Source organism: Pseudoduganella sp. (assembly GCF_041914865.1).
Classification (GTDB): Bacteria; Pseudomonadota; Gammaproteobacteria; order Burkholderiales; family Burkholderiaceae_D; genus Rugamonas.
On the sequence record NZ_JAYSCO010000080.1, the window covers coordinates 1 to 24,006 of the forward strand.

Annotated in this window: 17 protein-coding genes and 1 tRNA gene; 6 read left to right on the plus strand and 12 right to left on the minus strand. The window is 63.1% G+C overall.

The window, feature by feature from the left end; genetic code table 11:
* Positions 1-77: 77 nt before the first annotated feature.
* Positions 78-154 (plus strand) — tRNA-Asp (locus ACE3TQ_RS24655).
* Positions 155-305: 151 nt separating this feature from the next.
* The gene (locus ACE3TQ_RS24660) at positions 306-2,192 is read left to right on the plus strand and encodes a SurA N-terminal domain-containing protein (protein WP_374586002.1); all 1,887 of its coding nucleotides are present in this window, start codon (positions 306-308) and stop codon (positions 2,190-2,192) included.
* Positions 2,193-2,237: 45 nt separating this feature from the next.
* Here ACE3TQ_RS24660 and mnmH read toward each other — a convergent pair whose 3' ends face one another.
* Complete coding sequence (mnmH, locus tag ACE3TQ_RS24665; RefSeq protein WP_374586004.1) at positions 2,238-3,293, minus strand: tRNA 2-selenouridine(34) synthase MnmH; 1,056 nt, start codon at positions 3,291-3,293, stop codon at positions 2,238-2,240.
* On the minus strand, positions 3,290-3,907 hold the full coding sequence (locus tag ACE3TQ_RS24670; RefSeq protein WP_374586006.1) for an arylesterase: 618 nt from the start codon (positions 3,905-3,907) through the stop codon (positions 3,290-3,292). Before ACE3TQ_RS24670 ends, mnmH begins: the two co-directional genes overlap by 4 nt.
* A 16-nt stretch (positions 3,908-3,923) precedes the next feature.
* On the opposite strand from ACE3TQ_RS24670, the gene ACE3TQ_RS24675 reads away from it, so the two are divergent.
* A complete protein-coding gene (locus ACE3TQ_RS24675) occupies positions 3,924-4,628 on the plus strand; it encodes an ABC transporter ATP-binding protein (protein WP_374586008.1) in 705 nt (234 codons plus the stop codon).
* Positions 4,629-4,630: 2 nt separating this feature from the next.
* Here ACE3TQ_RS24675 and ACE3TQ_RS24680 read toward each other — a convergent pair whose 3' ends face one another.
* Positions 4,631-6,160: an NAD(P)H-hydrate dehydratase gene (locus ACE3TQ_RS24680; protein ID WP_374586010.1), complete on the minus strand. Its 1,530-nt coding sequence runs from the start codon at positions 6,158-6,160 to the stop codon at positions 4,631-4,633.
* A 54-nt stretch (positions 6,161-6,214) separates the two neighbouring features.
* On the opposite strand from ACE3TQ_RS24680, the gene ACE3TQ_RS24685 reads away from it, so the two are divergent.
* Positions 6,215-9,817 carry a hydantoinase B/oxoprolinase family protein gene (locus tag ACE3TQ_RS24685; protein ID WP_374586012.1) on the plus strand — a complete coding sequence of 1,201 codons (3,603 nt, stop codon included), beginning with the start codon at positions 6,215-6,217 and terminating at the stop codon, positions 9,815-9,817.
* Here the strand turns inward: ACE3TQ_RS24685 and ACE3TQ_RS24690 are convergent.
* Together ACE3TQ_RS24690 and ACE3TQ_RS24695 are read right to left on the minus strand one after the other, a co-directional pair.
* Entirely contained in the window at positions 9,814-11,451 is a 1,638-nt protein-coding gene (locus ACE3TQ_RS24690; protein WP_374586014.1) for a tetratricopeptide repeat protein, read from the minus strand. The genes ACE3TQ_RS24685 and ACE3TQ_RS24690 overlap by 4 nt on opposite strands.
* Positions 11,452-11,463: 12 nt before the next feature.
* A complete protein-coding gene (locus tag ACE3TQ_RS24695; protein ID WP_374586016.1) occupies positions 11,464-13,074 on the minus strand; it encodes a tetratricopeptide repeat protein in 1,611 nt (536 codons plus the stop codon).
* Between the two features lie 231 nt (positions 13,075-13,305).
* On the opposite strand from ACE3TQ_RS24695, the gene purL reads away from it, so the two are divergent.
* Positions 13,306-17,349 carry a phosphoribosylformylglycinamidine synthase gene (purL, locus tag ACE3TQ_RS24700; protein WP_374586018.1) on the plus strand — a complete coding sequence of 1,348 codons (4,044 nt, stop codon included), beginning with the start codon at positions 13,306-13,308 and terminating at the stop codon, positions 17,347-17,349.
* Positions 17,350-17,451: 102 nt separating this feature from the next.
* On the opposite strand, the gene ACE3TQ_RS24705 is transcribed toward purL, so the two are convergent.
* The 7 genes from ACE3TQ_RS24705 to ACE3TQ_RS24735 all read right to left on the minus strand — a co-directional run bounded on the left by ACE3TQ_RS24705 (position 17,452) and on the right by ACE3TQ_RS24735 (position 22,675).
* Positions 17,452-18,123 carry a DNA alkylation repair protein gene (locus tag ACE3TQ_RS24705; protein WP_374586020.1) on the minus strand — a complete coding sequence of 224 codons (672 nt, stop codon included), beginning with the start codon at positions 18,121-18,123 and terminating at the stop codon, positions 17,452-17,454.
* 29 nt (positions 18,124-18,152) lie between these two features.
* Positions 18,153-18,929, minus strand: coding sequence for a peptidylprolyl isomerase (locus ACE3TQ_RS24710; protein WP_374586022.1), 777 nt, complete (start codon positions 18,927-18,929; stop codon positions 18,153-18,155).
* Positions 18,930-18,992: 63 nt separating this feature from the next.
* Positions 18,993-19,772: a peptidylprolyl isomerase gene (locus ACE3TQ_RS24715; protein ID WP_374586024.1), complete on the minus strand. Its 780-nt coding sequence runs from the start codon at positions 19,770-19,772 to the stop codon at positions 18,993-18,995.
* 123 nt (positions 19,773-19,895) lie between these two features.
* The gene (locus tag ACE3TQ_RS24720) at positions 19,896-20,168 is read right to left on the minus strand and encodes a BolA family protein (protein WP_374586026.1); all 273 of its coding nucleotides are present in this window, start codon (positions 20,166-20,168) and stop codon (positions 19,896-19,898) included.
* Positions 20,165-20,794 (minus strand): septation protein A, encoded by a 630-nt coding sequence (locus ACE3TQ_RS24725; RefSeq protein ID WP_374586028.1) that lies wholly within the window; start codon positions 20,792-20,794, stop codon positions 20,165-20,167. Before ACE3TQ_RS24725 ends, ACE3TQ_RS24720 begins: the two co-directional genes overlap by 4 nt.
* Before the next feature lie 12 nt (positions 20,795-20,806).
* Positions 20,807-21,202 (minus strand): peptide-methionine (R)-S-oxide reductase MsrB, encoded by a 396-nt coding sequence (msrB, locus tag ACE3TQ_RS24730; RefSeq protein WP_374586030.1) that lies wholly within the window; start codon positions 21,200-21,202, stop codon positions 20,807-20,809.
* A gap of 9 nt (positions 21,203-21,211) precedes the next feature.
* A complete protein-coding gene (locus tag ACE3TQ_RS24735; protein ID WP_374586032.1) occupies positions 21,212-22,675 on the minus strand; it encodes a YdiU family protein in 1,464 nt (487 codons plus the stop codon).
* Between the two features lie 230 nt (positions 22,676-22,905).
* On the opposite strand from ACE3TQ_RS24735, the gene ACE3TQ_RS24740 reads away from it, so the two are divergent.
* On the plus strand, positions 22,906-23,784 hold the full coding sequence (locus ACE3TQ_RS24740) for a PEP-CTERM sorting domain-containing protein (RefSeq protein ID WP_374586034.1): 879 nt from the start codon (positions 22,906-22,908) through the stop codon (positions 23,782-23,784).
* Positions 23,785-24,006 lie beyond the last annotated feature (222 nt).

Consider the following 24,006-nt stretch of genomic DNA (forward strand, 5'->3'; position numbering starts at 1 on the left):
AATACCGGCCTGTCACGCCGGGGGTCGCGGGTTCGAGCCCCGTCCGCTCCGCCAGCAAACACACACGACCACTACCTGGAGCGGTAGTTCAGTTGGTTAGAATACCGGCCTGTCACGCCGGGGGTCGCGGGTTCGAGCCCCGTCCGCTCCGCCAGAATAGCAAAAAAAGCCCCATCAGCCAGAACGCGCCCTAGGTCGCGCTCTGCGCAGATGGGGCTTTTTTTACATCTTGCATCATCAGCAACTGACCTGTAAAATCGCGCGAGCAGTTTTAAAGCCTCCACTCTAGGAAAACAATAGCTGACATGTTTGATTTCGTACGTACGCATCAAAAGCTGATGCAGATTATCCTGGCGCTCCTGATTGTGCCGTCCTTTGTGCTGGTCGGCGTCAGCGGCGTCACGCTGTTCGGCGAAGACCCGAACACGATCGCAAAGGTGGCCGGCTATCCACTGACCCAGCAGGAATGGGAAAATGCGCAGCGCCGCCAGCTGGACATGATGCGCCAGCAAATGGGCCCGCAGTTCGACCAGAAGCTGTTCGACACCCCTGAGTTCAAGCAGAACGTACTGGACCAGCTGCTGGCCCAGCGCGCGCTGAACGCGGAAATCCGCAAATCGCACATGACCGTGAGCGACCAGACCGTGCAGCGTTCCGTCTGGAATGACTTCCCGACCCTAGTCAAGGCGGACGGCAGCTTCGACGGCGAGCAGTACCGCCAGATCCTGGCGACCCGGGGCGTCAGCGTGAACCAGCACCAGGACCAGGTGCGCAACGACCTGGTGATCAGCCAGATGCTGGGCGGCCTGGAGCAGAGCGGCATCACCCCGCGCACCGTAGCGAAAGCAATTTCCGACTTCGGTTCGCAGGAGCGCGAAGTGCAGGAGCTGGCTTTCCCGCTGACCAAGTACCTGGCCGACGTGAAGGTTACCGACGAGATGGTGAAGGCCTTCTACGACAAGAACGCCAAGCTGTTCGAGATTCCTGAATCCGCGAAGATCGAATACGTGGTGCTGAACGCCGACGCGGTCGCACCGCAGGTCAACGTGAGCGACGAGGAAATCGCCGGCTACTACAAAGCCAACGAAAAGCGCTTCGGCACCGAAGAATCGCGCCGCGCCTCGCACATCCTGATCAAGGACAAGGCGAAGGCGGAAGCCGCGCTGGCCGAAGTCCGCAAGAACCCGGCCGATTTCGCCAAGATCGCCAAAGCCAAGTCGGAAGATCCGGGCTCCGCGCAGATGGGCGGCGACCTGGACGTGCTGGTGAAGGGCTCCTTCGTCAAGCCGGTGGAAGAAGCGATCCTGAAGCTGAAGCAGGGCGAGATCAGCGACCTGGTGCAGTCCGAGTATGGCTACCACATCATCACCGTCACCGAATTGAAGCCGGCGCACGTGAAGCCGCTGGATGAGGTGAAGGGCGAGATCGCCGCCGAACTGAAAAAACAGAAAGCTGGCAAGCTGTTCTCCGAAATGTCGGAACAGTTCACCGATACCGTGTACTCGCAGTACGAAAGCCTGAAACCGGCAGCCGACAAGCTGAAGCTGAAGATCGAAACCGCTGAAGGCCTGGGCCGCCAGCCGAACCCGATCCTGGGCACCGCGCCGTTCAACAACGCCAAGTTCCTGACCGCGCTGTTCGCCGACGATTCGCTGAAGAACAAGCGCAATACCGAAGCGGTTGAAGTGGCCCCGCAAACCCTGATCGCCGGCCGAGTGGTTGAATTCAAGCCAGCTTCCAAGAAGCCGCTGGCTGAAGTGGAAGCCGGCATCAAGCAGCGCGTTGCGATGGAAGAAGCTGTGAAAGCCGCCAAAAAGGCCGGCGAAGAGAAACTGGCTGCCGCCAAGAAGTCGGGCGACGCCGAAGGCTTCTCCGAAGCGAAGACTGTTTCCCGCGCCAAGGCCGAAGGCATTCCTCCGGCAGCATTCGCTGCTGTCATGAAGGCCGATGCCTCCAAACTGCCAGCCTATGTTGGCGTGGAGATTCCAGGCGCAGGCTATGGCATCTACCGCATCAACAAGGTAGGCCAGCCGGCAGAGCAGGACAAGGCCCGCCGCGAGCAGGAGAATGCGCGTATCAGCCAGCTGGTGGCGCAGTCGGAGTTCACCAGCTACCTGGAAGCCCTGAAGCAGAAGGCGAAGATCAAGATCATCCGCCCGATCAACTCGATCACCAAACAGTCGGCTGAGTAATCCGCCGGCGCAAAAAAAGGAGGCTCAATTTTGAGCCTCCTTTTTTTATCCTGCGTGCAGCTTGCGGGCAGCGGCCAGGAATGATTCTTGCGATATGTCCGGTAACTCAAGCTGCAGCGCCTTATCGTACTGCACGAAGTTGCGGTGGATCGATTTGAGGTAGGCCGGGTCGTAATGGTCGACCAGCAGTTCATCCACCAGTTGCGGCATGTCGCCCGCGGTGGCCATCTTCTGCCAGCCCTCGATCCGCTCGCGGCCATGCAGCTGCACCAGGAATTCCAGCTGGGCGTTGAGGGCAGGGGCATTGCAGGCGAAATGCTGGTAGTCCTCGATCAGCAGTTTGACGCGGTCCTCGCGCGCGACGTGCATGGCGATGCAGGGCGAGGCGCGCATGCGCTCCATCAAGGCGCCGGGAACGCGCAGCGAGCCCACCTTGCGGCTTTCCGATTCGACGAAGACCGGCAGGCTGGGATCGAAGCGGCGCAGGCGGTCCCAGATCGACGTTTCGAACGCTTTTTGCGATGGCTGCGGCTGGCACGGGATATTCCCCAGCACCGAGCCGCGGTGCGCCGCCAGCTGTTCCAGGTCCAGCACCTGCGCGCCGATCGCCTCCAGGGTATCGAGCAGGCGGGTCTTGCCGCTGCCGGTGGTGCCGCAGATCACGCGGAAATCCAGTTCCGGCGTCTTTTCCAGGTCGGCATTGATGGCGGCGCGGAAGGCCTTGTAGCCGCCTTCCAGCTGCACGATCGGCCAGCCGATTTTGGCCAGCACCGTGGCCATGGAGCCGCTGCGGTTGCCGCCGCGCCAGCAATAGACCAGGGGCTTCCATGTCTTCGGCTTGTCCAGCCACAGTGTCTCGATGTGGTGGCCGATGTTCTTCGACACCATGGCCGCGCCAACTTTCTTGGCCTCGAAGGAGCCGACCTGCTTGTACATGGTGCCGACCGTGATGCGCTGCTGGTCGTCCAGCACCGGGCAATTGATCGCGTTCGGCAGGTGGTCGAGGGCATACTCGGCGGGGCTGCGGGCGTCGATAATCGTGTCGAAGTCGTCGATGCGCGCCAGCACGTCTTCAATGGAGAGGATTTCTGGATACTTCATTTGTTTTTCAGGAGAGGCTGGAGGTGGGGCCAGATGTTGCCCAGGATGATGGGGTGGGCTTCGGCGACCGGATGCAGGCGGTCGGGCTGGAACAGTTCAGGCTTTTGCGCGACACCTTCGAGCATGAAGGGGGCCAGCGCCACTTTTGCATCCTTGCTCACCGTGCCATACATGGCGAAGAATTTTTCCGTATGGTCGCGGCCATAATGGGGCGGCATGCGCATTCCGACCAGCAGTACGCGGGCGCCGGCCTTGCGCGAAGCATCGACCATGGCGCGCAGGTTGTCCTCCGACGCCGCCACCGGCAGGCCGCGCAAGCCATCGTTGCCGCCCAGCTCAATCACCACCACATCGGGCTTATGCTTGACCAGCAGCGCCGGCAGGCGGGTGCGGCCACCGCTCGTGGTTTCGCCGCTGACGCTGGCGTTTACCACGCTGGCGGCGACCTTCTGTTCTTTCAGGCGCTGCTCCAGCAGGGCGACCCAGCCCGTGCCGCGCGCAATACCATATTCGGCGGATAAGCTATCACCCACCACAAGGACGGTTTTTGATGCAGAATAGGCGTTCGTGGCGGCGCTGAACGATAACAGCAGCACCGCAAGGAAACTGTACATTTTTTTGAACATGACCATGCGTGATATTCCTCATACCTCCAGCCAGTTGGCGCAGGCGGCTATTTCCGTTTCTGGCCTTGGCAAACGGGTGGCCGATGCCAGCGGCGAACTGACCATCCTGCATGGGGTGGATTTTACAGTGCAAAAGGCCGAAACGCTTGCGATTGTGGGCGCTTCCGGTTCCGGCAAATCGACCCTGCTTGGACTGCTGGCCGGCCTGGATACGCCGACCGAGGGCAAGGTGGTGCTGGATGGCGTGGACATTTTCGCGCTGGATGAAGATGGCCGCGCTGCCCTGCGCAAGGAAAAGCTGGGCTTCGTGTTCCAGTCTTTCCAGCTGCTGCCGCATTTGACCGCGGTCGAGAACGTGATGCTGCCGATGGAGCTGGCCGGGGACAGCGGGGCGCGCGAGAAGGCGGAAGCGATGCTGGGCCGCGTCGGCCTGTCCAGCCGCCTGAAGCACTACCCCAAGTTCCTGTCCGGCGGCGAGCAGCAGCGCGTGGCCCTGGCGCGCGCCTTTGTGACGCAGCCGCCTTTGCTGCTGGCCGACGAGCCGACCGGCAGCCTGGATGCCGCCACCGGCGAATCCGTTATCCAGCTGATGTTTGAATTGAACCGCGAACATGGTTCGACGCTGGTTCTGGTCACCCACGACACCCACATCGCGGCGCGCTGCGGCCGCACCATCACCATCGCCGCCGGCCGCATCGCCGAGGGCTGAGCCTAGCTGCCGTGCTGCGCCGCCAGGCGGTTGATGGCGGTGCGGATGGCGGGAATCAGTTCGCTGGCGCCAATGCCGATCGGGCCGGCGCCTTCCGTCACCAGGACGTCGGCTGCCATGCCGTGCAGCCACACGGCGGCCAGTGCCGCTTCCCACTCCGGCCAGCCTTGCGCCAGCAGGCTGCCGCACAGGCCGGACAGCACATCGCCGGTGCCGGCCGTCGCCAGCGCCGGGTTGCCGGTCGTATTGACCACCATGCCGCCATCGCGCGCGGCGATGATGGTGCCGGAACCTTTCAATACCACGGTCGCCGCCAGTTGCTGCGCCAGGGCGCGCGCTGCGGCCGGCCGGTTGGCCTGCACCCCGGCTGCCGAAGTGCCGAGCAGGCGGGCCGCTTCCAGCGGGTGCGGGGTCAGGATGCAGGGCGCGCCGCGCTGGGCCAGTTGCGCGCGCAGGGTATCGCCGGCGGCCAGCAGGTTCAAAGCGTCCGCGTCGAGCACGGCCGGGCTGGTGCTGTGCAGGGCGCTGGCCAGCAGTTCGGCGCTGGCGGCCGAGCTGCCCATGCCGGGGCCGATCACGAGGACCGCGCTGCTGAAGTCGTACTCCTGGGCACTGCGGCACATCAGTTCCGGCTGGGCGGCGTCGAAGGCGGGCGGCTCGCCGACAAAGCAGGCAAAGACCCGTCCTGCGCCGCTCGACAGCGCCGTGCGCGCGGCCAGGATCGGCGCCCCGGCCATGCCGCGCGCGCCGCCCACCACGGCCACGCTGCCATGGCTGCCCTTGTGCGAGCTATTGCGCCGGCGCCGCACGCAATGCGCAAACAGCGCCACGTCGTTCAGGCGCGCACGCGGCGGCGGGAACAGGTCGCGGTCGATATCGAGGTTGCTGACGATGACCAGTCCGGCGTGGTCGCGCCCCTCGGCCGTATGCAGGCCGGGCTTGTCGCCAATGAAGGTAATGGTGTGCGTCGCGCGCACCGCAACGCCGGCAGCGCTGGCGTCGCCAACAATCGCGCCGGTGTCGGCATCCAGCCCGCTCGGTACGTCGAGCGCGACGATCGGGCAGCGCAGGGCATTGACCGCTGCCACCAGCGCCGCCAGTTCGCCGGTGATGGGGCGCGCCAGGCCGATGCCGAACAGGCCGTCGACCACCAACGTCCAGTCGGTTCCCGCCGCCAATGCCGCACCATCGGCGGCGCTGGCGGTGTCGGCGAAACGGGCCGGGGAGCTGCGTGCGCGCTGCAGGGCGGCGACCCGTTCGGGCGCCGGCGTGGCGCCGGGTGCAAAATGGAGGATGGTGACCTGCGCCCCGGCGTGGCCTAGATGGGCCGCTGTTTCCAGCGCATCGCCGCCATTGTTGCCCGGGCCGGCCAGCACCAGCACGCGCGCGCGCGCGATGGTGAACGGCAGCAGGTCGAGCGCTTCGTTGGCGCCGGCCTGGCCGGCGCGCTGCATGAGGGCGCCCTCGGGCAGTCGCTGGGCTGCAGCGTGCTCGATCGCGCGGGTTTCGGCAATCGTATACAGGGGCGTCATGCGGGCAATTCTAGCACTACAATAGCGGCTTCACGACTAGCGCGAGGCAGGGCAATGGATTGGCAATTCTGGATCGACCGTGGCGGTACCTTCACTGACATCGTGGCGCGCCGCCCGGATGGCAGCCTGACGACCCATAAGCTGCTGTCGGAGAGCCCCGGGCAATACCGCGATGCCGCCATCGCCGGCATCCGCCATCTGCTGGGCGTTGCAGCCGGCGCACCGATCCCGGCCGCGCAGGTGGAGGCGGTCAAGATGGGTACCACCGTCGCCACCAATGCGCTGCTGGAGCGCAAGGGCGAGCCGACGGTGCTGGCGATCACGCGCGGCTTCCGCGACGCCCTGCGCATCGCCTACCAGAACCGGCCGCGCCTGTTCGACCGCCACATTGTGTTGCCCGAGCTGCTCTACCAGCACGTGGCCGAGATCGACGAGCGCATGGGCGCGCACGGCGACGTGGTGCGTGAACTCGACCGGGACGCCGCCCGCGCAGCCCTGCAGGCGCATTTCGACCGGGGCCTGCGCTCGATTGCCATCGTGCTGATGCACGGCTACCGCTACACCGCGCACGAGGCCGCGCTGGCAGCCATTGCGCGCGACATCGGCTACACCCAGGTTTCGGTTTCGCACCAGGTCAGCCCGATGATGAAGCTGGTCGCGCGCGGCGATACCACGGTGGTCGATGCCTACCTGTCGCCGATCCTGCGCCGCTATGTCGACCAGGTGGCGGCGGAGCTGCCTGGCGTGAACCTGCAGTTCATGCAGTCGAACGGCGGCCTGACTGACGCCCGCGCTTTCCAGGGCAAGGATTCCATCCTGAGCGGTCCGGCTGGCGGCATTGTCGGCATGGTGCGCGCCAGCCGCGCCGCGGGTTTCGAGAAAGTGATTGGTTTCGACATGGGCGGCACTTCGACCGATGTGTCGCATTTTTCCGGCGAGTTCGAGCGCGTGTTTGAAACCCAGGTGGCGGGCGTGCGCATGCGCGCGCCGATGATGAGCATCCATACCGTGGCGGCAGGCGGCGGCTCGATCCTGCATTTCGACGGCAGCCGCTTCCGCGTTGGCCCGGACAGTGCCGGCGCCGACCCGGGCCCGGCCAGTTACCGCCGCGGCGGCCCGCTGGCCGTCACCGACTGCAACGTCATGCTGGGCAAGATCCAGCCCGACTTTTTCCCCAAGCTGTTCGGCAACGACGGCACTCAGGCGCTCGATGCCGCCACCGTGCGCGACAGGTTCGCCGCCATGGCGGCCGAGATCGAGGCTGCCACCGGTGCGCCGACCAGTCCTGAGCAGGTCGCCGCCGGGTTTGTCGAGATCGCAGTCGGCAATATGGCGAACGCGATCAAGCAGATCTCGGTGCAGCGCGGCCATGATGTCACCGAATACACGCTGACCAGCTTTGGCGGCGCCGGCGGCCAGCACGCCTGCCTGGTGGCCGATGCGCTGGGCATGAAGACCGTCTTCATCCACTCGCTCGCCGGCGTGCTGTCGGCTTACGGCATGGGCCTGGCCGACCAGACCGCCATGCGCGAGAGTGCGGTCGAGATGCGGCTGGAGGCCGCCGCCTTGCCCGTGCTCGAAGCGCGCCTGCAGGCGCTGGGCGCCGACGCCGAGGCGGCGCTGCGCGCGCAGGGTGTGGCAGCCGAGCGTACCAGCCTGGTGCGCCGCGTCCATTTGCGCTACGAGGGCACGGATTCGGCCCTGATCGTCCTGTTCGACAGCATCGGCAGCATGCAGGCCCAGTTTGAAGCGGCCTACCGCAAGCGGTTCTCCTTCCTGATGCCGGGCAAGGCTCTGGTGGTGGAGGCGGTATCGGTGGAAGCGATCGGCAAGTCCGACGCCCCGGCCGAAGCCGCGCCGCAGCAGGCGCCGCGCCACGCGCCATTGGCGCCGGCGCAGGTGGTGCGCATGTACAGCGCCGGCCAGTGGCACGATACCGGCCTGTTCAAGCGCGACAGCACGCGCATCGGCGACATCATCAAAGGCCCGGCCATCATCGCCGAAGCGAATGCCACCACCATCGTCGAGCAGGGCTGGCAGGCCGAGGTCACGCCGCAAGACCACCTGGTACTGACCCGGGTGGAAGCACTGCCGGCGCGGCGCGCCATCGGCACCAGCGCCGACCCCGTGATGCTGGAGATTTTCAACAACCTGTTCATGTCGATCGCCGAGCAGATGGGCCTGCGGCTGCAGAATACCGCCTATTCGGTCAACATCAAGGAGCGCCTCGACTTCAGCTGCGCCATCTTCGACGCCGAAGGAAACCTGATTGCCAACGCGCCGCACATGCCGGTGCACCTTGGCTCGATGGGCGAGAGTATCAAGACGGTGATGCGCGAGAACGCCGGCAAGATGCACCCGGGCGATGTCTACATGCTCAACGACCCCTACAACGGCGGCACCCACCTGCCGGACGTCACCGTGATCACCCCGGTGTTCGATGAAGCGGGGCGCGACATCCTGTTCTACGTCGGTTCGCGCGGCCATCACGCCGATATCGGCGGCAGTACGCCCGGTTCGATGCCGCCCGACTCGCGCAGCATCGAAGAGGAGGGCGTCCTGATCAACAATTTCAAGCTGGTGGACGGCGCTGCCGGCGGCCAGCTGCGCGACGCCGAGGCGCGCGCCTTGCTGGGCAGCGCGCGCTACCCGGCGCGCAATCCGGACCAGAACATGGCCGACCTGCGCGCGCAGGTCGCGGCCAACCAGAAGGGTGTGGAAGAACTGCGCCGTATGGTCGGGCATTTCGGCCTGGACGTTGTGCGCGCCTACATGGGCCACGTGCAGGACAACGCCGAAGAAGCGGTGCGCCGCGTTATTTCCGCGTTGCGCGATGGCAGCTACGAACTACAGCTCGATAACGGCGCCGTGATCCGCGTCGCGGTGCGGGTCAACGCCGCCGAGCGCAGCGCGCAGATCGACTTCACCGGCACGTCGGGCCAGCTGGATAACAATTTCAACGCGCCCTCGGCGGTCTGCATGGCTGCCGTGCTGTACGTCTTCCGCACGCTGGTGAACGACGACATCCCGCTCAATGCCGGCTGCCTCAAGCCGCTGCAGGTCATCATCCCGCCCGGCTCGATGCTGAATCCCCACTATCCGGCCTCGGTGGTGTCGGGCAATGTCGAGACGTCGACCTGCATCACCAACGCCTTGTACGGCGCGCTTGGCGTGCAGGGCGCCTCGCAGGGAACCATGAACAACTTCACCTTCGGCAACGCGAAGTACCAGTATTACGAAACCATCAGCGGCGGCTCAGGCGCGGGCGATGGCTTCAATGGCACCGACGTGGTGCAGACGAATATGACCAACTCGCGCCTGACCGACCCGGAAATCCTCGAGTTCCGCTTCCCGGTGCGGCTTGAGAGCTACGAGATCCGCCAGGGCTCCGGCGGGGCGGGGCGCTGGCATGGCGGCAATGGCGGCGTGCGCAAGGTGCGCTTCCTGGAGCCGATGACGGCCGCCATCCTGTCCAACAACCGCATCCACGCGCCGTTCGGCATGGCCGGCGGCGCGCCCGGCGCGCTGGGGCGCAACACGGTGCTGCGCGCGGACGGCAGCAGCGAGCAGCTGGGCCACATCGGCAAGACCGATATGCAGCCAGGCGACATCTTTGTGGTGGAAACGCCCGGCGGCGGCGGCTATGGCCAGCCTTAGGCTGTAGTCGAGATGCCGTACTTGCGCTGCGTGCCGGCGTACTGCACCAGCAGGGCCTCCAGCGCAGGGCTTTCCGGATCGAGGCGGCGGATGCGGCCGATCAGCGTGCCGGCCTGCTCGCCCAGCGGCGCCTCCCAACCCAGTTCGTCCAGCTGGCGCAGGATGGCGCCCACCGCCGCGTACAGCACCTTGAGGTTGCCCGGCGTGCGGCGCAGCGCCTGGTGCAGCGTGGCCACGGCGGCGCGGTGGTCGCCCTGGCGCGCCATGGCTTCCGCCTCGGTGACCAGCTCCTGCATGACGTTGTCGATCTTGTCGCCCACGCCGCGCGCCAGGTCGTGCCGGCCGGCTTTTTCAAAGACGCTGACCGCTTCCTCCATCGTGATCGGCTTGTCGTTGTCGTTCATCATGTGCATGACGACATCGGCCGCGTCTTTGTCCAGGCGGTGTTTGAGGCAGGAATTCACCAGGCCGATACGCAGCTGGTTCGACAGGCCGCGCGCCATGCCGACCGCCGTCACCGCATTCGACAGCTCGGATGCCGCTTCCGTCGAATGGCCGGTCACGTCCAGCAGCAGGGCGGAGGAAATGTGTTTGCACACCTCCGTATTGGCGCTGGCGCGCAGGGTGCGCTCCATGTCACGGATGACATTCGACGCCTGGTCCACATCGCCCTTGCGCACCAGCGCGCGCACCAGGTTCACGTGGTCTTCCGGATCGCGGAATTCGGAGTAGCGCGCCTTGCTGACGACCTGGCGGAACGCTTTCTCAGCCGCGCTGATGTCGCCCGTCTCATAGGACACCTCGCCCAGGTGGCGCAGGCGGTGCACCAGGTTGGGCGACATGGCGACGGCGTCCTCCAGGATTTTCTTGGCCTGCGGCGCCTGGCCCATCGCCTCGTAGGTGCGGGCCAGCAGGTCGTAGGCGCCCATCAGGTTAGGGTTGACCTCCAGTGCGCGCTCCAGGGTCTGCATCGCGTCGTCGTAGCGTTCCAGGCCGAACTGGCAGCGCGCCAGCCCAAGCTGCGCCCAGCCAAGCTGGCGGCCGGCCAGGGCGGTCTGGTAGACCAATTCGGCATTGGCCAGCTCGCCCAGTTCCACGTGCATTTCCGCGCGCAGGCGCGCGAAATCGGTGGCGAAGCGCGGGTTCGACGCCTCCGCTTCCTGGCAGGCGGCGATGGCTTCGCGCTGCTGCCCCTGGCCGATCAACTGGTAAATGTGCATGAATACCGCGCGCCGGTCGACCGCGCGTGCGATGCGCTGCATCAGGCCGTCCACCGTGAAGGGTTTCAGCACGTAGTCGGTCGGCGTCAGTTCGGCAGCGCCCATCACCTTGCTTTGCACCGCTTCGGACGTCAGCATGATGAAGATCGTGGAGCGGTCGATCAGCCGGTGGTGGCGCAAGTCCTCCAGCAATTGCTGGCCATCCTGGCCGCTGTCTTCGTTGCCGCTGCCCAGGTCATACTCGCACAGGATCACGTCGAAGCGCTTGTTGCCCAGCTGGCGGATGGCGGTCCCCGAGCTGACGGCATACTCGATGCGCGTGATCGAGGCCTGGTTCAGCATATTGTGCAGGTTGCCCCGCATGGCCGGATTGGGGTCGATGATCAGCACCGACAGGTCGCTATACGATTGCATTGATTCTGTCTCTTATTGTTTACCGCGCAAGGTTACATACTGCGATGATAGCGCAGACAGCATGGGATGCTGGGGATCGGCCTTGCGCATGCGCACCAGCAGGGCGGCGCATTGTTCGCCGAGCGCCGCCTCCCAGCCGCTGTCGTGCATCAGGCGCAGGATGGCAGAGGCGAGGGCGGACATCAAGCCCGCGTTGTCGGGCCGGCGCCGCACCGCCACCTGCAGCACCTGGATCGCACCGCGCTGGTCGCCCTGGCCGCTGCAGGCTGCGGCCTGGCGCACCAGGCCATCCAGGTAGCGTTCAACGCTATCGCCTTCGTTGTGCGCCAGTTCGGCGCGTCCGGCGCGTTCATACACGGCGTTGAGATCCGCTTCGCTGACGCCGCTGGACGGGTCGCCAGCCAGCGCGTCGAGCAGTTCCATGCCTTGCTCATCCATGCCTTGCTGCAGGCAGCTTTGCGCCAGGCCCATTTTCAGTCCGCTGGACAGGTTCCGCGCCTCGCCGACGGCGCGCACGGCGTGCGCCAGTTCGGCCCGCGCCGCCTCGTCCTTGCCGTTCAGGCCTTGCACCAGGGCCGCCGAGAAGGCCTTGCAGGCATCAGTGGCGGGGCCGGGGCGCGCCGAGCGCTCCAGGTCGCGCAGCACATTGGCGGCGCCGCTGGCATCGCCTTTCTCCACCAGCGTGCGCACCAGGTTGACGTGGTCTTCCGGGTCACGGAACTCGGAGTACTTGGATCTGGCCACCACCTGCTTCAAAGTTTTCTCGGCCGCCTCCAGGTCGCCCGTCTGCAGCGCGACCTGCCCGAGGTGGCGCAGCCGGCGCACCATATGCGGCGAGATCGATACGGCCGCCTCCAGCGCGGCGCGCGCTTCGGCCGGCTGGCCCAGGGCCAGCTGGGTGTTGGCCATCAGGTCGTAGGCCGCCATGAACTTGGGATTCTCGTCGACCAGGCGCTGCAAGGTTTCCAGCGCCTCCGGCAACTGGCCTTGCTGCGCCTGGCAGCGCGCCAGGCCAAGCTGTGCCCAGCCGAGAGGACGCACTTCCAGGATGTCACGGTAGATCGCTTCCGCCTGTTCCATTTCGCCCAGTACCATATGGGCCTCCGCCCGCAGGCGGCCGCATTCGGTCGCATAGCGCGGATTGGCTGCGGCCGACACTTCGCTGGCCAGGATCGCCTCGCGCATGCGCCCCTGTTCGATCATCTGGTGCACGGGGAGCAGGGCGGTGCGCCGGTCGACGGCGCGCGCAATGCGCTGCGCCAGTACGTCGACAGTGAACGGCTTGAGGATGTAATCGGTGGGCGTGAGTTCGGCCGCGCTGACGACCTTGCTGTACACACCTTCGGTGGTCAGCATGATGAAAATGGCGGAAGGCAGGATCAGCTTGTGGTGGCGCAGGTCTTCCAGCAGCTGCTGGCCATCCTGGCCCTGTTCGCTGCCCAGGTCGTACTCGCACAGGATCAGGTCAAACGACTTCTTCTCAAGGTGGCGGATCGCCGTCCCGGCGCTGACGCCATGCTCGATGCGCGTAATGCCCAACTGCGTCAGCATATTGTGCAAACCCGAGCGCATATGCTGGTTGGGATCGATGACCAGGACCGACAGGGCGCTATATTCTTGCATTTTCAGGGCAAAAAGCTGTCATAGAAGGGAGAATACTCCAAGGACAGGCAAAAAACAGGCTCTATGGCGACGAATGTTGCTTTCGAGCCAATCGAACTGCCGCAGGAATAGGGTGGGAAGAGTGTGCTGAAACAAGTATAATGTCGGCAAATCGAAATACAGCAAGACCAGTCAGCTCGTGCACAGTATTCCTTTAATCCGCAGCCACGCTGCATTCTTCACGTCCCAACCATGTTGATTCTGCCGGGTTCCAACGCCCTGTCCTCCTTCCGTAGCCAACGCCTCCTCAACCAACTCCAAGCAGTTTTGCCGGCAATTACGTCGGTCCAAGCCCGCTTTATCCACTTCGTCGATTCCGCCTCGACCCTGTCCGAAGACGACCTGAACCGCCTGAACGGCCTGCTGACCTATGGTGAGCCAGCGCTGCCGGAGCAGGCCGACGGCGTGGTGGAAGAGTTTGTGGTCATTCCACGCTTCGGCACCATTTCGCCGTGGGCTTCCAAGGCCACCGACATCGTGCACAACTGCGGCATGGCCCATATCCACCGCGTGGAGCGCGGCGTGGCCTACCGCATCAACCTGAAAGGCGGCATCCTGGGCACCGGCCTGGGCGCGGCCAAGAAGCTGGACGCGGAGCAGGCGCAAGCCGTGGCCGCGCTGCTGCACGACCGCATGACCGAGTCCGTGCTGCGCCACCCTGACCAGGCCGCCGGCCTGTTCAGCAGCCTGGAAGCCAAGCCGCTGGAATCCATTGACGTGATGGGTGCCGGCCGCATGGCGCTGGAAAAGGCGAACACCGACCTGGGCCTGGCCATGTCGGACGACGAGATCGACTACCTGCTGCAGGCGTTCACCAACGCCAAGCGCAACCCGACCGACGTGGAACTGATGATGTTCGCCCAGGCGAACTCGGAACACTGCCGCCACAAGATCTTCAACGCCGACTGGACCATCGACGGCGTCGCGCAGGAAATGTCGCTGTTCAAGATGATCAAGAACACGCACCAGAAGAATCCGCGCGGCACCATCGTGGCTTACTCGGACAACTCCTCGATCATCGAAGGCGCCGAAGTGACCCGTTTCTACCCGCGCGAAGGCCAGGAATACGCGCCGTCCACCGAGCTGGTGCACACGTTGATGAAGGTGGAAACCCACAACCACCCGACCGCGATTTCCCCATTCCCGGGCGCCTCGACCGGCGCCGGCGGCGAAATCCGCGACGAGGGCGCGACTGGCCGCGGCTCCAAGCCAAAGGCTGGCCTGACCGGCTTCACCGTCTCCAACCTGATGATCCCGGGCGCCGTGCAGGCCTGGGAGAACGCGGCCTGCGTGACCGCCCCGGTCGGCAAGCGCGACGAAAGCCAGGTGTACGGCAAGCCGGAGCGCATCGCTTCGCCGCTGCAGATCATGATTGAAGGCCCGCTGGGCGGCGCCGCATTCTCGAACGAGTTCGGCCGTCCGGTGCTGGGCGGCTACTTCCGTACCTACGAGCAGAACATCGGCCAGCAGTTCGCCGGTGGCAAGGACACCGTGATGGGCTACCACAAGCCGATCATGATCGCGGGCGGTATCGGCAATATCTCGGCAGCGCACACCCACAAGAATGACATTCCGGTCGGCAGCCTGCTGATCCAGCTGGGCGGCCCGGGCATGCGCATCGGCATGGGCGGTTCGGCCGCCTCGTCCATGGCGACCGGCACCAATACCGCCGACCTGGACTTCGATTCCGTCCAGCGCGGCAATCCGGAAATGGAGCGCCGTGCCCAGGAAGTCATCAATGGCTGCTGGCAGCTGGCGGACAAGAACCCGATCATTTCGATCCACGACGTGGGCGCGGGCGGCCTGTCCAACGCCTTCCCGGAAATCACCAACGACGCCAAGCGCGGCGCGATTTTCGACCTGCGCAAGGTGCCGCTGGAAGAATCCGGCATGGCGCCGAAGGAAATCTGGTCCAACGAATCGCAGGAACGCTATGTGCTGGCGATTGCGCCGGCCGACCTGCCGGTGTTCCAGGCACTGTGCGAGCGCGAGCGCTGCCCGTTCGCCGTGGTCGGCGTGGCGACCGAAGAGCGCCAGCTGAAGGTGATCGACCCTGAAATGGGCAACAACCCGGTCGATATGCCGATGGAAGTACTGCTGGGCAAACCGCCCAAGATGCACCGCGACGTGCACCATGTGCAGAATGACCTGCCGGCGATCGACCTGACCGGCATCGAGCTGGAAGAAGCCGCCAAGCGCGTGCTGCTGCTGCCGACCGTGGCCGACAAGAGCTTCCTGATCACCATTGGCGACCGTACCGTGGGCGGCATGTCCGTGCGCGACCAGATGGTCGGCCCGTGGCAGGTGCCGGTGGCGGACTGCGCCGTCACCACCCTGAGCTACGACGGCTACGTGGGCGAGGCGATGGCCATGGGCGAGCGCACCCCGCTGGCCGTGATCGACGCGCCAGCCTCCGGCCGCATGGCCGTGGGCGAAACGGTTACCAACCTGGCCGCTGCACCGATCAACGATATCTCCGACATCAAGCTGTCGGCAAACTGGATGGCTGCCTGCGGCCAGCCAGGCCAGGACGCGGCCCTGTTCGACACCGTCAAGGCTGTCGGCATGGAACTGTGCCCGGCGCTCGGCCTGTCCATCCCGGTCGGCAAGGACTCCCTGTCCATGCGCACCACCTGGAAGGATGAGGGCGCGGACAAGGCGGTCATTTCGCCGGTGTCCCTGATCGTTTCCGGCTTCTCGCCCGTGTACGACGTGCGCAAGTCGCTGACTCCGCAGATCCGCACCGATCTGGGCGAAACTTCGCTGATCGTCATCGATCTGGGCCGCGGCAAGAACCGTATGGGCGCCTCCGCCCTGGCGCAGGTCATGGGCCAGCTGGGCAATGCCGCGCCGGACGTGGACTCGCCGGAAGACCTGAAAGGCTTCTTCAACGCGATCCAGCAGCTGAACAAGGACGGCAAGATCCTGGCTTACCACGACCGTTCCGACGGCGGCCTGTATGCCACCCTGGTGGAGATGGCCTTTGCCGGCCGCGCCGGCCTGTCCATCAACCTGGACATGCTGACCCTGGGCGAGGAAGGCACCATGGACCATGGCGATGCCAAGAACTGGGCGGGCCAGGTGGCCGAGCGCCGCAACGAGCTGACCCTGGCCGCGCTGTTCAACGAAGAACTGGGCGCCGTGATCCAGGTGCGCGCCGACGAAAAATCGGCCGTGATGGACGTGCTGCGTTCCTTCAACCTGGGCGCCTGCAGCCATATCATCGGCAAGCCGAACGACCGCGGCGTGGTGGAATTTACCCGCGACGCCAAGATCATCTACAGCAAGCCACGTGCCGAGCTGCACCGCCTGTGGAGCGAGACCAGCTGGCGCATTTCCCGCGTCCGTGAGAATCCTGCCACGGCCGATGCGGAATACGACCGCCTGCTGGACCTGGCCGACCCGGGCATGCAGCCGAAGGTCACTTTCGATATGAGCGAAAACATCGCCGCGCCATTCCTGGCCACCGGCGTGCGTCCGCGTGTGGCGATCCTACGCGAGCAGGGCGTCAACTCCCATATTGAAACCGCCTGGGCTATGCACCGTGCCGGTTTCACCGCCGTCGACGTGCACATGAGCGACCTGATTTCGCGCCGTGTTTCGCTGGATAATTTCCAGGGCATTATTGCGGTGGGTGGTTTCTCGTATGGCGACGTATTGGGCGCGGGTGAGGGCTGGGCTAAATCGATCCTGTTTAATCCGGAAATGGCGGAGCAGTTCCAGAAATTCTTCCACCGTACCGATACTTTCGGCCTGGGTATTTGCAACGGCTGCCAGATGATGTCGAACCTGAAATCGCTGATTCCAGGCGCGCATGCATGGCCTAAATTCACCACCAATAAATCCGAGAAATTCGAAGCGCGTTTCTCGATGGTGGAGGTATTGGATTCGCCGTCGATTTTCCTGCAGGGTATGGCTGGCACTCAAACCCCGATCGCGATTGCGCACGGCGAAGGTTTTGCTGATTTCAGCCAGACCGGCAATATTAATGAGGCGATTGGTGCGCTGCGCTTTATCGATAATAAAGGCGCCGCGACTGAAACCTATCCATACAACCCGAATGGTTCGCCGCAGGGCCTGACTGCCGTGACCACCGCTGATGGCCGCTTCACGGTCATGATGCCGCACCCCGAGCGTGTTTCGCGCACGGTGCAGAACTCCTGGCATCCGGACGGCTGGGGCGAGGATTCGCCGTGGGCGCGCATGTGGGGCAATGCCCGCAAGTTCATCGGCTGATAGACGCTGCAGCAAAAAAGGCCGGGTCACCCCGGCCTTTTTTTTTCGTCCTGTGCCGGCGCTTTCGTGCCAGCTTCTGGCGCGATCGCGCCACCCTATGGCTTACAGATGCTTGGCCGCCTCCCTGAGGCTGAGCGCAGGCAGGTCGGCGCCGGGTCCGGCAAGGAAAGCACGCACGGCGTCGGGCGCGTGGCGCGCATAGTCGCGCAGCGCCCAGCCGATGGCTTTCTGGATGAAGAATTCGCGCTCATGCGCGCAGGCCAGCGCGTAGCGGAACAGCCGCTCCTGGTCCGTGCGCCCGCGCCAGCCGAGCTGGTGCAGCAGGGCGATCCGCCGCACCCAGAAATCACCATGCGCCAGCGCCTCGTCCATTCCATCGTGCTCGCCGCGCAATATATCTCCAATAATTCCCGCCAGGCCGTCCACGCTATCCCACCAGGATTTTTGGCGTACCAGCGCCATTAAATGCGGCAATTCAGCGGCGGAGAAGGATTTCCAATTGGCCGCCATAATATCGAGCGCTGCGTATTGATATTCGCGCTCCGGTAATTGCCATAATTCCTGCGCCAGGCCGATTAATTCGGGTGCGCCGGCATCGCGCAATTCACGGATAATGGACCGCAAGGCCGAGCGGCGTTCCGGCGTGGCAATGCCCAGGAATTCGAATTGATCGCGCATATAGGCGCGCATAGCTGGGGCGCGGGTACTGTCCGCCAGTGGCGCCAGCGTCGAAATAATGTCTTTTGTCGTCGGCATAATAAAAAAGCGCCCCAAGGGGCGCTTTATCAGGGCAGGGCCAGGAATTACTGCACTTTGGCTTTGGAAACCAGCTGGTCGCGGTAAGCAGCTACTTTACGCTGGGTCAGGGACTCGGCGATCTGCGGCTTGATTTCTTCCAGCGCAGGCACCTTGGCGGCGCGGCTGCCTTCCAGTTTGATCACGTGGTAGCCGAACTGCGACTGCACTGGCTTCTCGGTGATCTGGCCGTCCTTCAGGGCCACCATGGCGTCAGCGAATGGCTTGACGTAGTTGCCAGGTGCGGCCCAGTCCAGGTCGCCGCCATTGGCTGCCGAGCCTGGGTCTTGCGAAGCCTTGGCCAGTTCTTCGAACTTGGCGCCGCCTTTCAGCTTGGCGATGATGTCGGTCGCTTCTTTCTCGGTCTTCACCAGGATGTGGCGGGCGTGGTATTCCTTGTCGCCTTTGGATGCCTTGAACTGGTCGTAAGCCGCCTTGATCTCGGCGTCGCTCACCGGGTTCTTCTTGACATAGTCAACCAGCAGGGCGCGGATGATGATGTCCTGGCGAGCCTGCTCCAGGGCGTCCTTCACTTCCTTGTTGGCGGCAACGCCTTGCTTGGTGGCTTCCTGCACCAGCACTTCACGGCCGATCAGGGATTTTTTGATCATCTCGCGCAGCTGGGGCGAGTCCGGCTGGCCCTGGGCGGCGGCTTGCTTGACAGCAGCTTCCATCTGGGCGGCTGGAATGGCTTTGCCGTTCACGGTAGCGACGTTCTGGGCGATAGCAGGGGTTGCAGCAACTGCGCTCAGTGCCAACAGCAGGGTGGCTGGTTTGAATTTCATTGAGTGTTCCTTAGTTGAAATAATTCCGGCGCCACTAGGGCGCCGGTTTTGGTCCGTGACGGATTATTGTACCTTGGCTTTCTTAACCAGGGATTCCTGGTAAGCCTGCAGTTTCGCGCGCATCAGCTTGTCGGCAACCTGTGGCTTCACTTCTTCCAGGGTTGGCAGCTTCAGTGGACGGGTGTCGTCCACTTTGATCACGTGGAAGCCGCTGTCGGTTTTGACTGGCTTCTCGGTAACCTGGCCTTTTTGCAGGGAGGTGAAGGCGTCGGCGAAGACTTTCGGGAAGTTGGCTGGAGTGCCCCAGTCCAGGTCGCCGCCGTTGGCAGCGGAGCCGGTGTCCTTGGAGTTCTTGGCCAGGTCTTCGAACTTGGCGCCGCCTTTCAGCTTGGCGATGATGTCGGTCGCTTCTTTCTCGGTTTCCACCAGGATGTGGCGTACGTGGTATTCCTTGTCGCCTTCGGCGGCCACGGCGCGGTCGTACTCGGCTTTGATTTCCGCGTCGGCAACCGGGTTCTTCTTCATGTAATCAGCGGCCAGGGCGTTCAGCATGATGTCCTGGCGGGCTTGTTCCAGGGCGGCTTTCACCTCATTGCTCTTGGACAGGCCTTGCTTTTCGGCTTCCTGGATCATTACTTCACGGCCGATCAGGGACTTCTTGATCATCTCGCGCAGTTGCGGGGTGTCTGCCTGCTGGCCTTGGGCAACGACTTGCTTGACCAGGGCGTCAACTTTAGCGGACGGGATAGCTTTGCCGTTAACCACAGCGGCGTTCTGGGCGAAAGCTGGAGCGGCAGCAACGGCGATAAGTGCGAGCAGCAAGCGGGCTGGCTTGAAAGTCATTTAGTTTAATTCCTACGGGAAAGTTTACTGAATTGCGGGGATTTTGGGCGGTTCGCCGAGATGTCTCTACTATTCAACGAATTGAGGTTCTTCTTTGAGGTCTTCCCAAAAACTCCGCGCATATCATACTTCGGACGGTGCCAATGCGGTAATGGCTAATGCATGAATTTCTTTATGCATCATATCGTGCACGGAATCATACACCAGACGATGGCGCATGACGAGTTTCACGCCTTCGAATTTATTAGAGACGATTTTCAGGCGGTAATGGCCGCCGCCGGAGGCCGCGCCGGCATGGCCGGCGTGCAGGGCGGATTCATCGTCCAGTTCAATTGTCTGCGGGGCGAGCGCCGCTTCCAGGCGCTCGCGGATCTTGGCCAGGCGCGGATCGCTCATGCTTCATCCTTAATATGTTTAGACAGATAGAAAGCCTGGGCGATAAAGAACACCAGCATCAGGCCGGTAACGCCGAAGGCCTTGAAATTGACCCAGGCATCGTTATCCGATTTAAACAGGACGAAAGCGACGAACAGGTTAACAAAACCCAACACCAGCCAGAAGGTAATCCACATGAAGTGCAGGCGGATCCAGACATGTTCCGGCAATTGCACCTGCTTTTCCATGGCCAGGCGAATCAGGTTTTTATCAAAGAAGCGGTATGCGACCAGCATGGCAGTCGCCAGCGCCCAGTAAATGATCGTTGGCTTCCACTTGATGAAATTATCGTCGTGGAAATAGATGGTCATGCCGCCGAAGACGATGAACACCACCAGCGAGACCCACAGCGCGCCATCGACTTTCTTGCGGCGGGCGAGCAGGTACAGCACCTGGGCGGCCGTGGCAATGATGCCGACGATAGTGGCGACGATGATCGGCGCCTGCGACGCCGGAATGGCGCCGCCAGACACCAGGCCGCCGAGATGGCCATTCAGCCACGCATGGGCGGCATCCTGGTTGCTGCCGGCGTACTTATAGCTGCCAAAGAATAGAATCAGCGGGAACAGGTCGAAAAGGAATTTCATGCTTTCTTTTTGTCAGGGCTTGGGATCGAAACGCAGCGAAGCCGAATTGACGCAATAGCGCAATCCGGTCGGCGGCGGGCCATCGGGGAAGACGTGGCCCAGGTGGGCATCACATACTGCACAGATGATTTCGGTGCGCAGCATACCATGTGAGCGGTCAGTTTTCTCTATGATATTGGCCGGATCGAGTGCTTTGAAATAGCTCGGCCAGCCGCAGCCCGAATCAAACTTGGCGTCCGATTCGAATAGCGGCGTGTTGCAGCATACGCAGGTATAAATCCCGTGTTCATGGTGATCCCAGAATTTACCGGTGAAAGCGCGCTCGGTGGCGGCGTGGCGGGTGACCTGGTACTCCATCGGGTCGAGCTGGGCGCGCCATTCGGCGTCGGATTTGACGACTTTATCCATTGTCCTCTTTCAAGATGAGCAGCTGACCGACAGCTGGTTCGACCAGTCTGGCGGGAATCCTGCATAGTGTTCATTCCCAGGCTGCTCGTCGAACGGACGTTCGAGCAGGGCCTGCAGGCGCTCGACTTCGGAAAAGTCTTTATTCTGCGCCTTTTCGATGGCGACCTGGGCCATGTAGTTTCGCAGCACATACTTGGGGTTGACCTGATCCATCGCAAGCTTTCGTGCCGTATCGTTGCTATTTTCGGCGCGCAGCCGTGCGCGGTAGGCTTCCGCCCACTTATCGAAGGCAGGGCGGTCGATAAACAAATCGCGCAGCGGCTCGTCGCCAGCGGCGTCGCCGGCGTGCAGGCCGCCCAGGCGGCGGAAAAAGATGGTGTAGTCGGTATGGTTCGCCTGCAGGATGGCATACAGGCCGTCCAGCAGTTCACGGTCGCCATCCTGGCTGGTCGCCAGCCCCAGCTTGGCATGCAGTAACTGGTCGATGTGGCGCGCGAACTCGGGCTGGTAGACGTCCAGCGCCTCCTGCGTCAACTCGACCTCGCCGATCAGTGGCAGCAGGGCCTGGGCCAGGGCATAGCAATTCCAGTGGCCGATCTGCGGCTGGTTGGCAAAGGAATAACGGCCGTGGTCGTCGCTGTGGTTGCAGATATGGTTGGCGTCGAAGCCATCCATGAAGCCGAACGGGCCGTAATCGATGGTTTGGCCCAGGATCGACATATTGTCTGTGTTCATGACGCCGTGCATGAAGCCGACAGCCTGCCAGTGCGCGATCATGCGCGCGGTGCGGCGCGTGACTTCCTCCAGCAGCGCGGCATACGGGTTTTCTTCCGCGCGCAAGGCCGGGTAAAAGCGGTCGATGACATAGTCGGCCAGCTGCTTCAGTTCCTCCGGCTTGCGGTTGTAGTACCAATGTTCGAACGAGCCGAAACGGATGAAGGTGGGCGCCATGCGCACCACGACGGCGGCTGTCTCGATGGATTCACGCACGATGCCCTGGTCGGAGCCGACCACCGACAGCGCCCGCGTGGTGGGAATGCCAAGGCCGTGCATCGCTTCGGAGCAGAGGAATTCACGGATCGAGGAGCGCAGCACGGCACGGCCGTCGCCCATGCGCGAATAAGGCGTCAAGCCGGCACCCTTGAGCTGCAGTTCCATCGGCCCGCCTGGCGTCGCAATGTCACCCAGCAGGATGGCGCGGCCATCGCCCAGCTGCCCGGCCCACACGCCAAACTGGTGTCCGGAATAGACGGCCGCCAGCGGCTGGGAACGTTCCGCGACGCGGTTGCCGACCAGGGTCTCGATGCTGTCGGGGCTGCGCAGGGCGTCCGGATCGGCACCAATCAGTCTTGCAGCGGACGGGCTGAGCGCGACCAGATAGGGCGCTGGCAGCGGCGTTGGCATGAGCCGGGTGTAAAACGCGGGCGGCAAGCCGGCGAAGGAATTGTCGAATGGGAGGAGGGCAGCAGTCATATAGGGCGAATTGTATCGCAGCCAGCTACTTTTCGTTTGTGCTTTCCGGCAATTTAAATAGTCTTAAGGAACTCTTAAGTGCATGATTTCAAAAGAGTTTTTGTCGGAAAGTTTTACAGCCCATGAATGCGCAGTCAAACGGCTGAGAGTAACTGTTTGATTCTTCGACTTCCTAACTAATAGGCACGCAAAATGCATTCACTTGCGGTACACAACAAACGGGGGGTGTTATGAATATCCTGAAAAAGACTTTGGGTGCGGCTGTTGGAGCATTAGGCCTGTTGTTCGCATCGGGCGCAGGTGCAGCTGAATACGCTTTGCTGAGTACTGGAGCCACGCATGACATTAACAGTGCCATTTTCACGGCATATCCACAACAACCGACAGGCAGCGGCAATATTGACCCGTTTGTGCGCCTGAAGCGCGACGGCACCACTGCCGAGGGCTACAACACGACCGTGATTCCCACTTACGACAATTTCGGTGGCGCTGGTTTCAACCACGAGATTACGGTCGGCGGTGTTGGCTTTATCAGCACGCCTGGGGGCACGGTGATGCGCTTCCTGCTCGATATCGATCAGACCAGCAGCAATCCACTTCTGAGCCTGGACAAGGTCCAGATCTATATTTCGACCGTGGCGAACCAGAGCGTGTCGATTGGCAGCCTGGCGAACAGTGCCCTGGTTTACGACATGGACGCAGGTGGCGATAACTATGTGAAGCTGGACTACAACCTGAATAATGGCAGCGGCAGTGGCGACATGACCCTGGACATCCCTCTCGCCATGTTTATGGCAGCGTTTGCTGCCTATGATGCGGACGCTGGCAATCTGGTCAAGTTCAACGGCGATACGGGCTTGATGAACGGCGCCTTCATCTATCTGTATTCGCGCTTCGGCGATCAGCCGGGCATGGAAGACAATGACGGCTTTGAAGAGTGGACCCACTTTAACGGCAATCCACTTGAGGAACAGCCATGCGATCCGCGAGTTGAAGATTGCGGCCCACGGGAAATTCCGGAACCAGGCTCGCTGGTCCTGTTCTCGCTCGGCCTGCTAGGTTCGGCCATTGTGGTGCGGCGCGGCCGCCAGCGCTGGATGCGTGGCTAGAAAGTGAACGCCTCAAACGATAAACGCCGGCTTTGACGCCGGCGTTTTTACGTCCCCGATCACTTCCAGACCTGGACCGATTTGCTGCTGCTGTTGCCGGCGCTGTCGCGCGCAACGGCCTGAACGGTATGGCTGCCGCTCTTTTCCTTGCGGCTGTTCCAGTTGTAGGAAACCGAACCATTGCCGCTGGCCTTGAGTACGCCGTCGATATACAGGCTGACG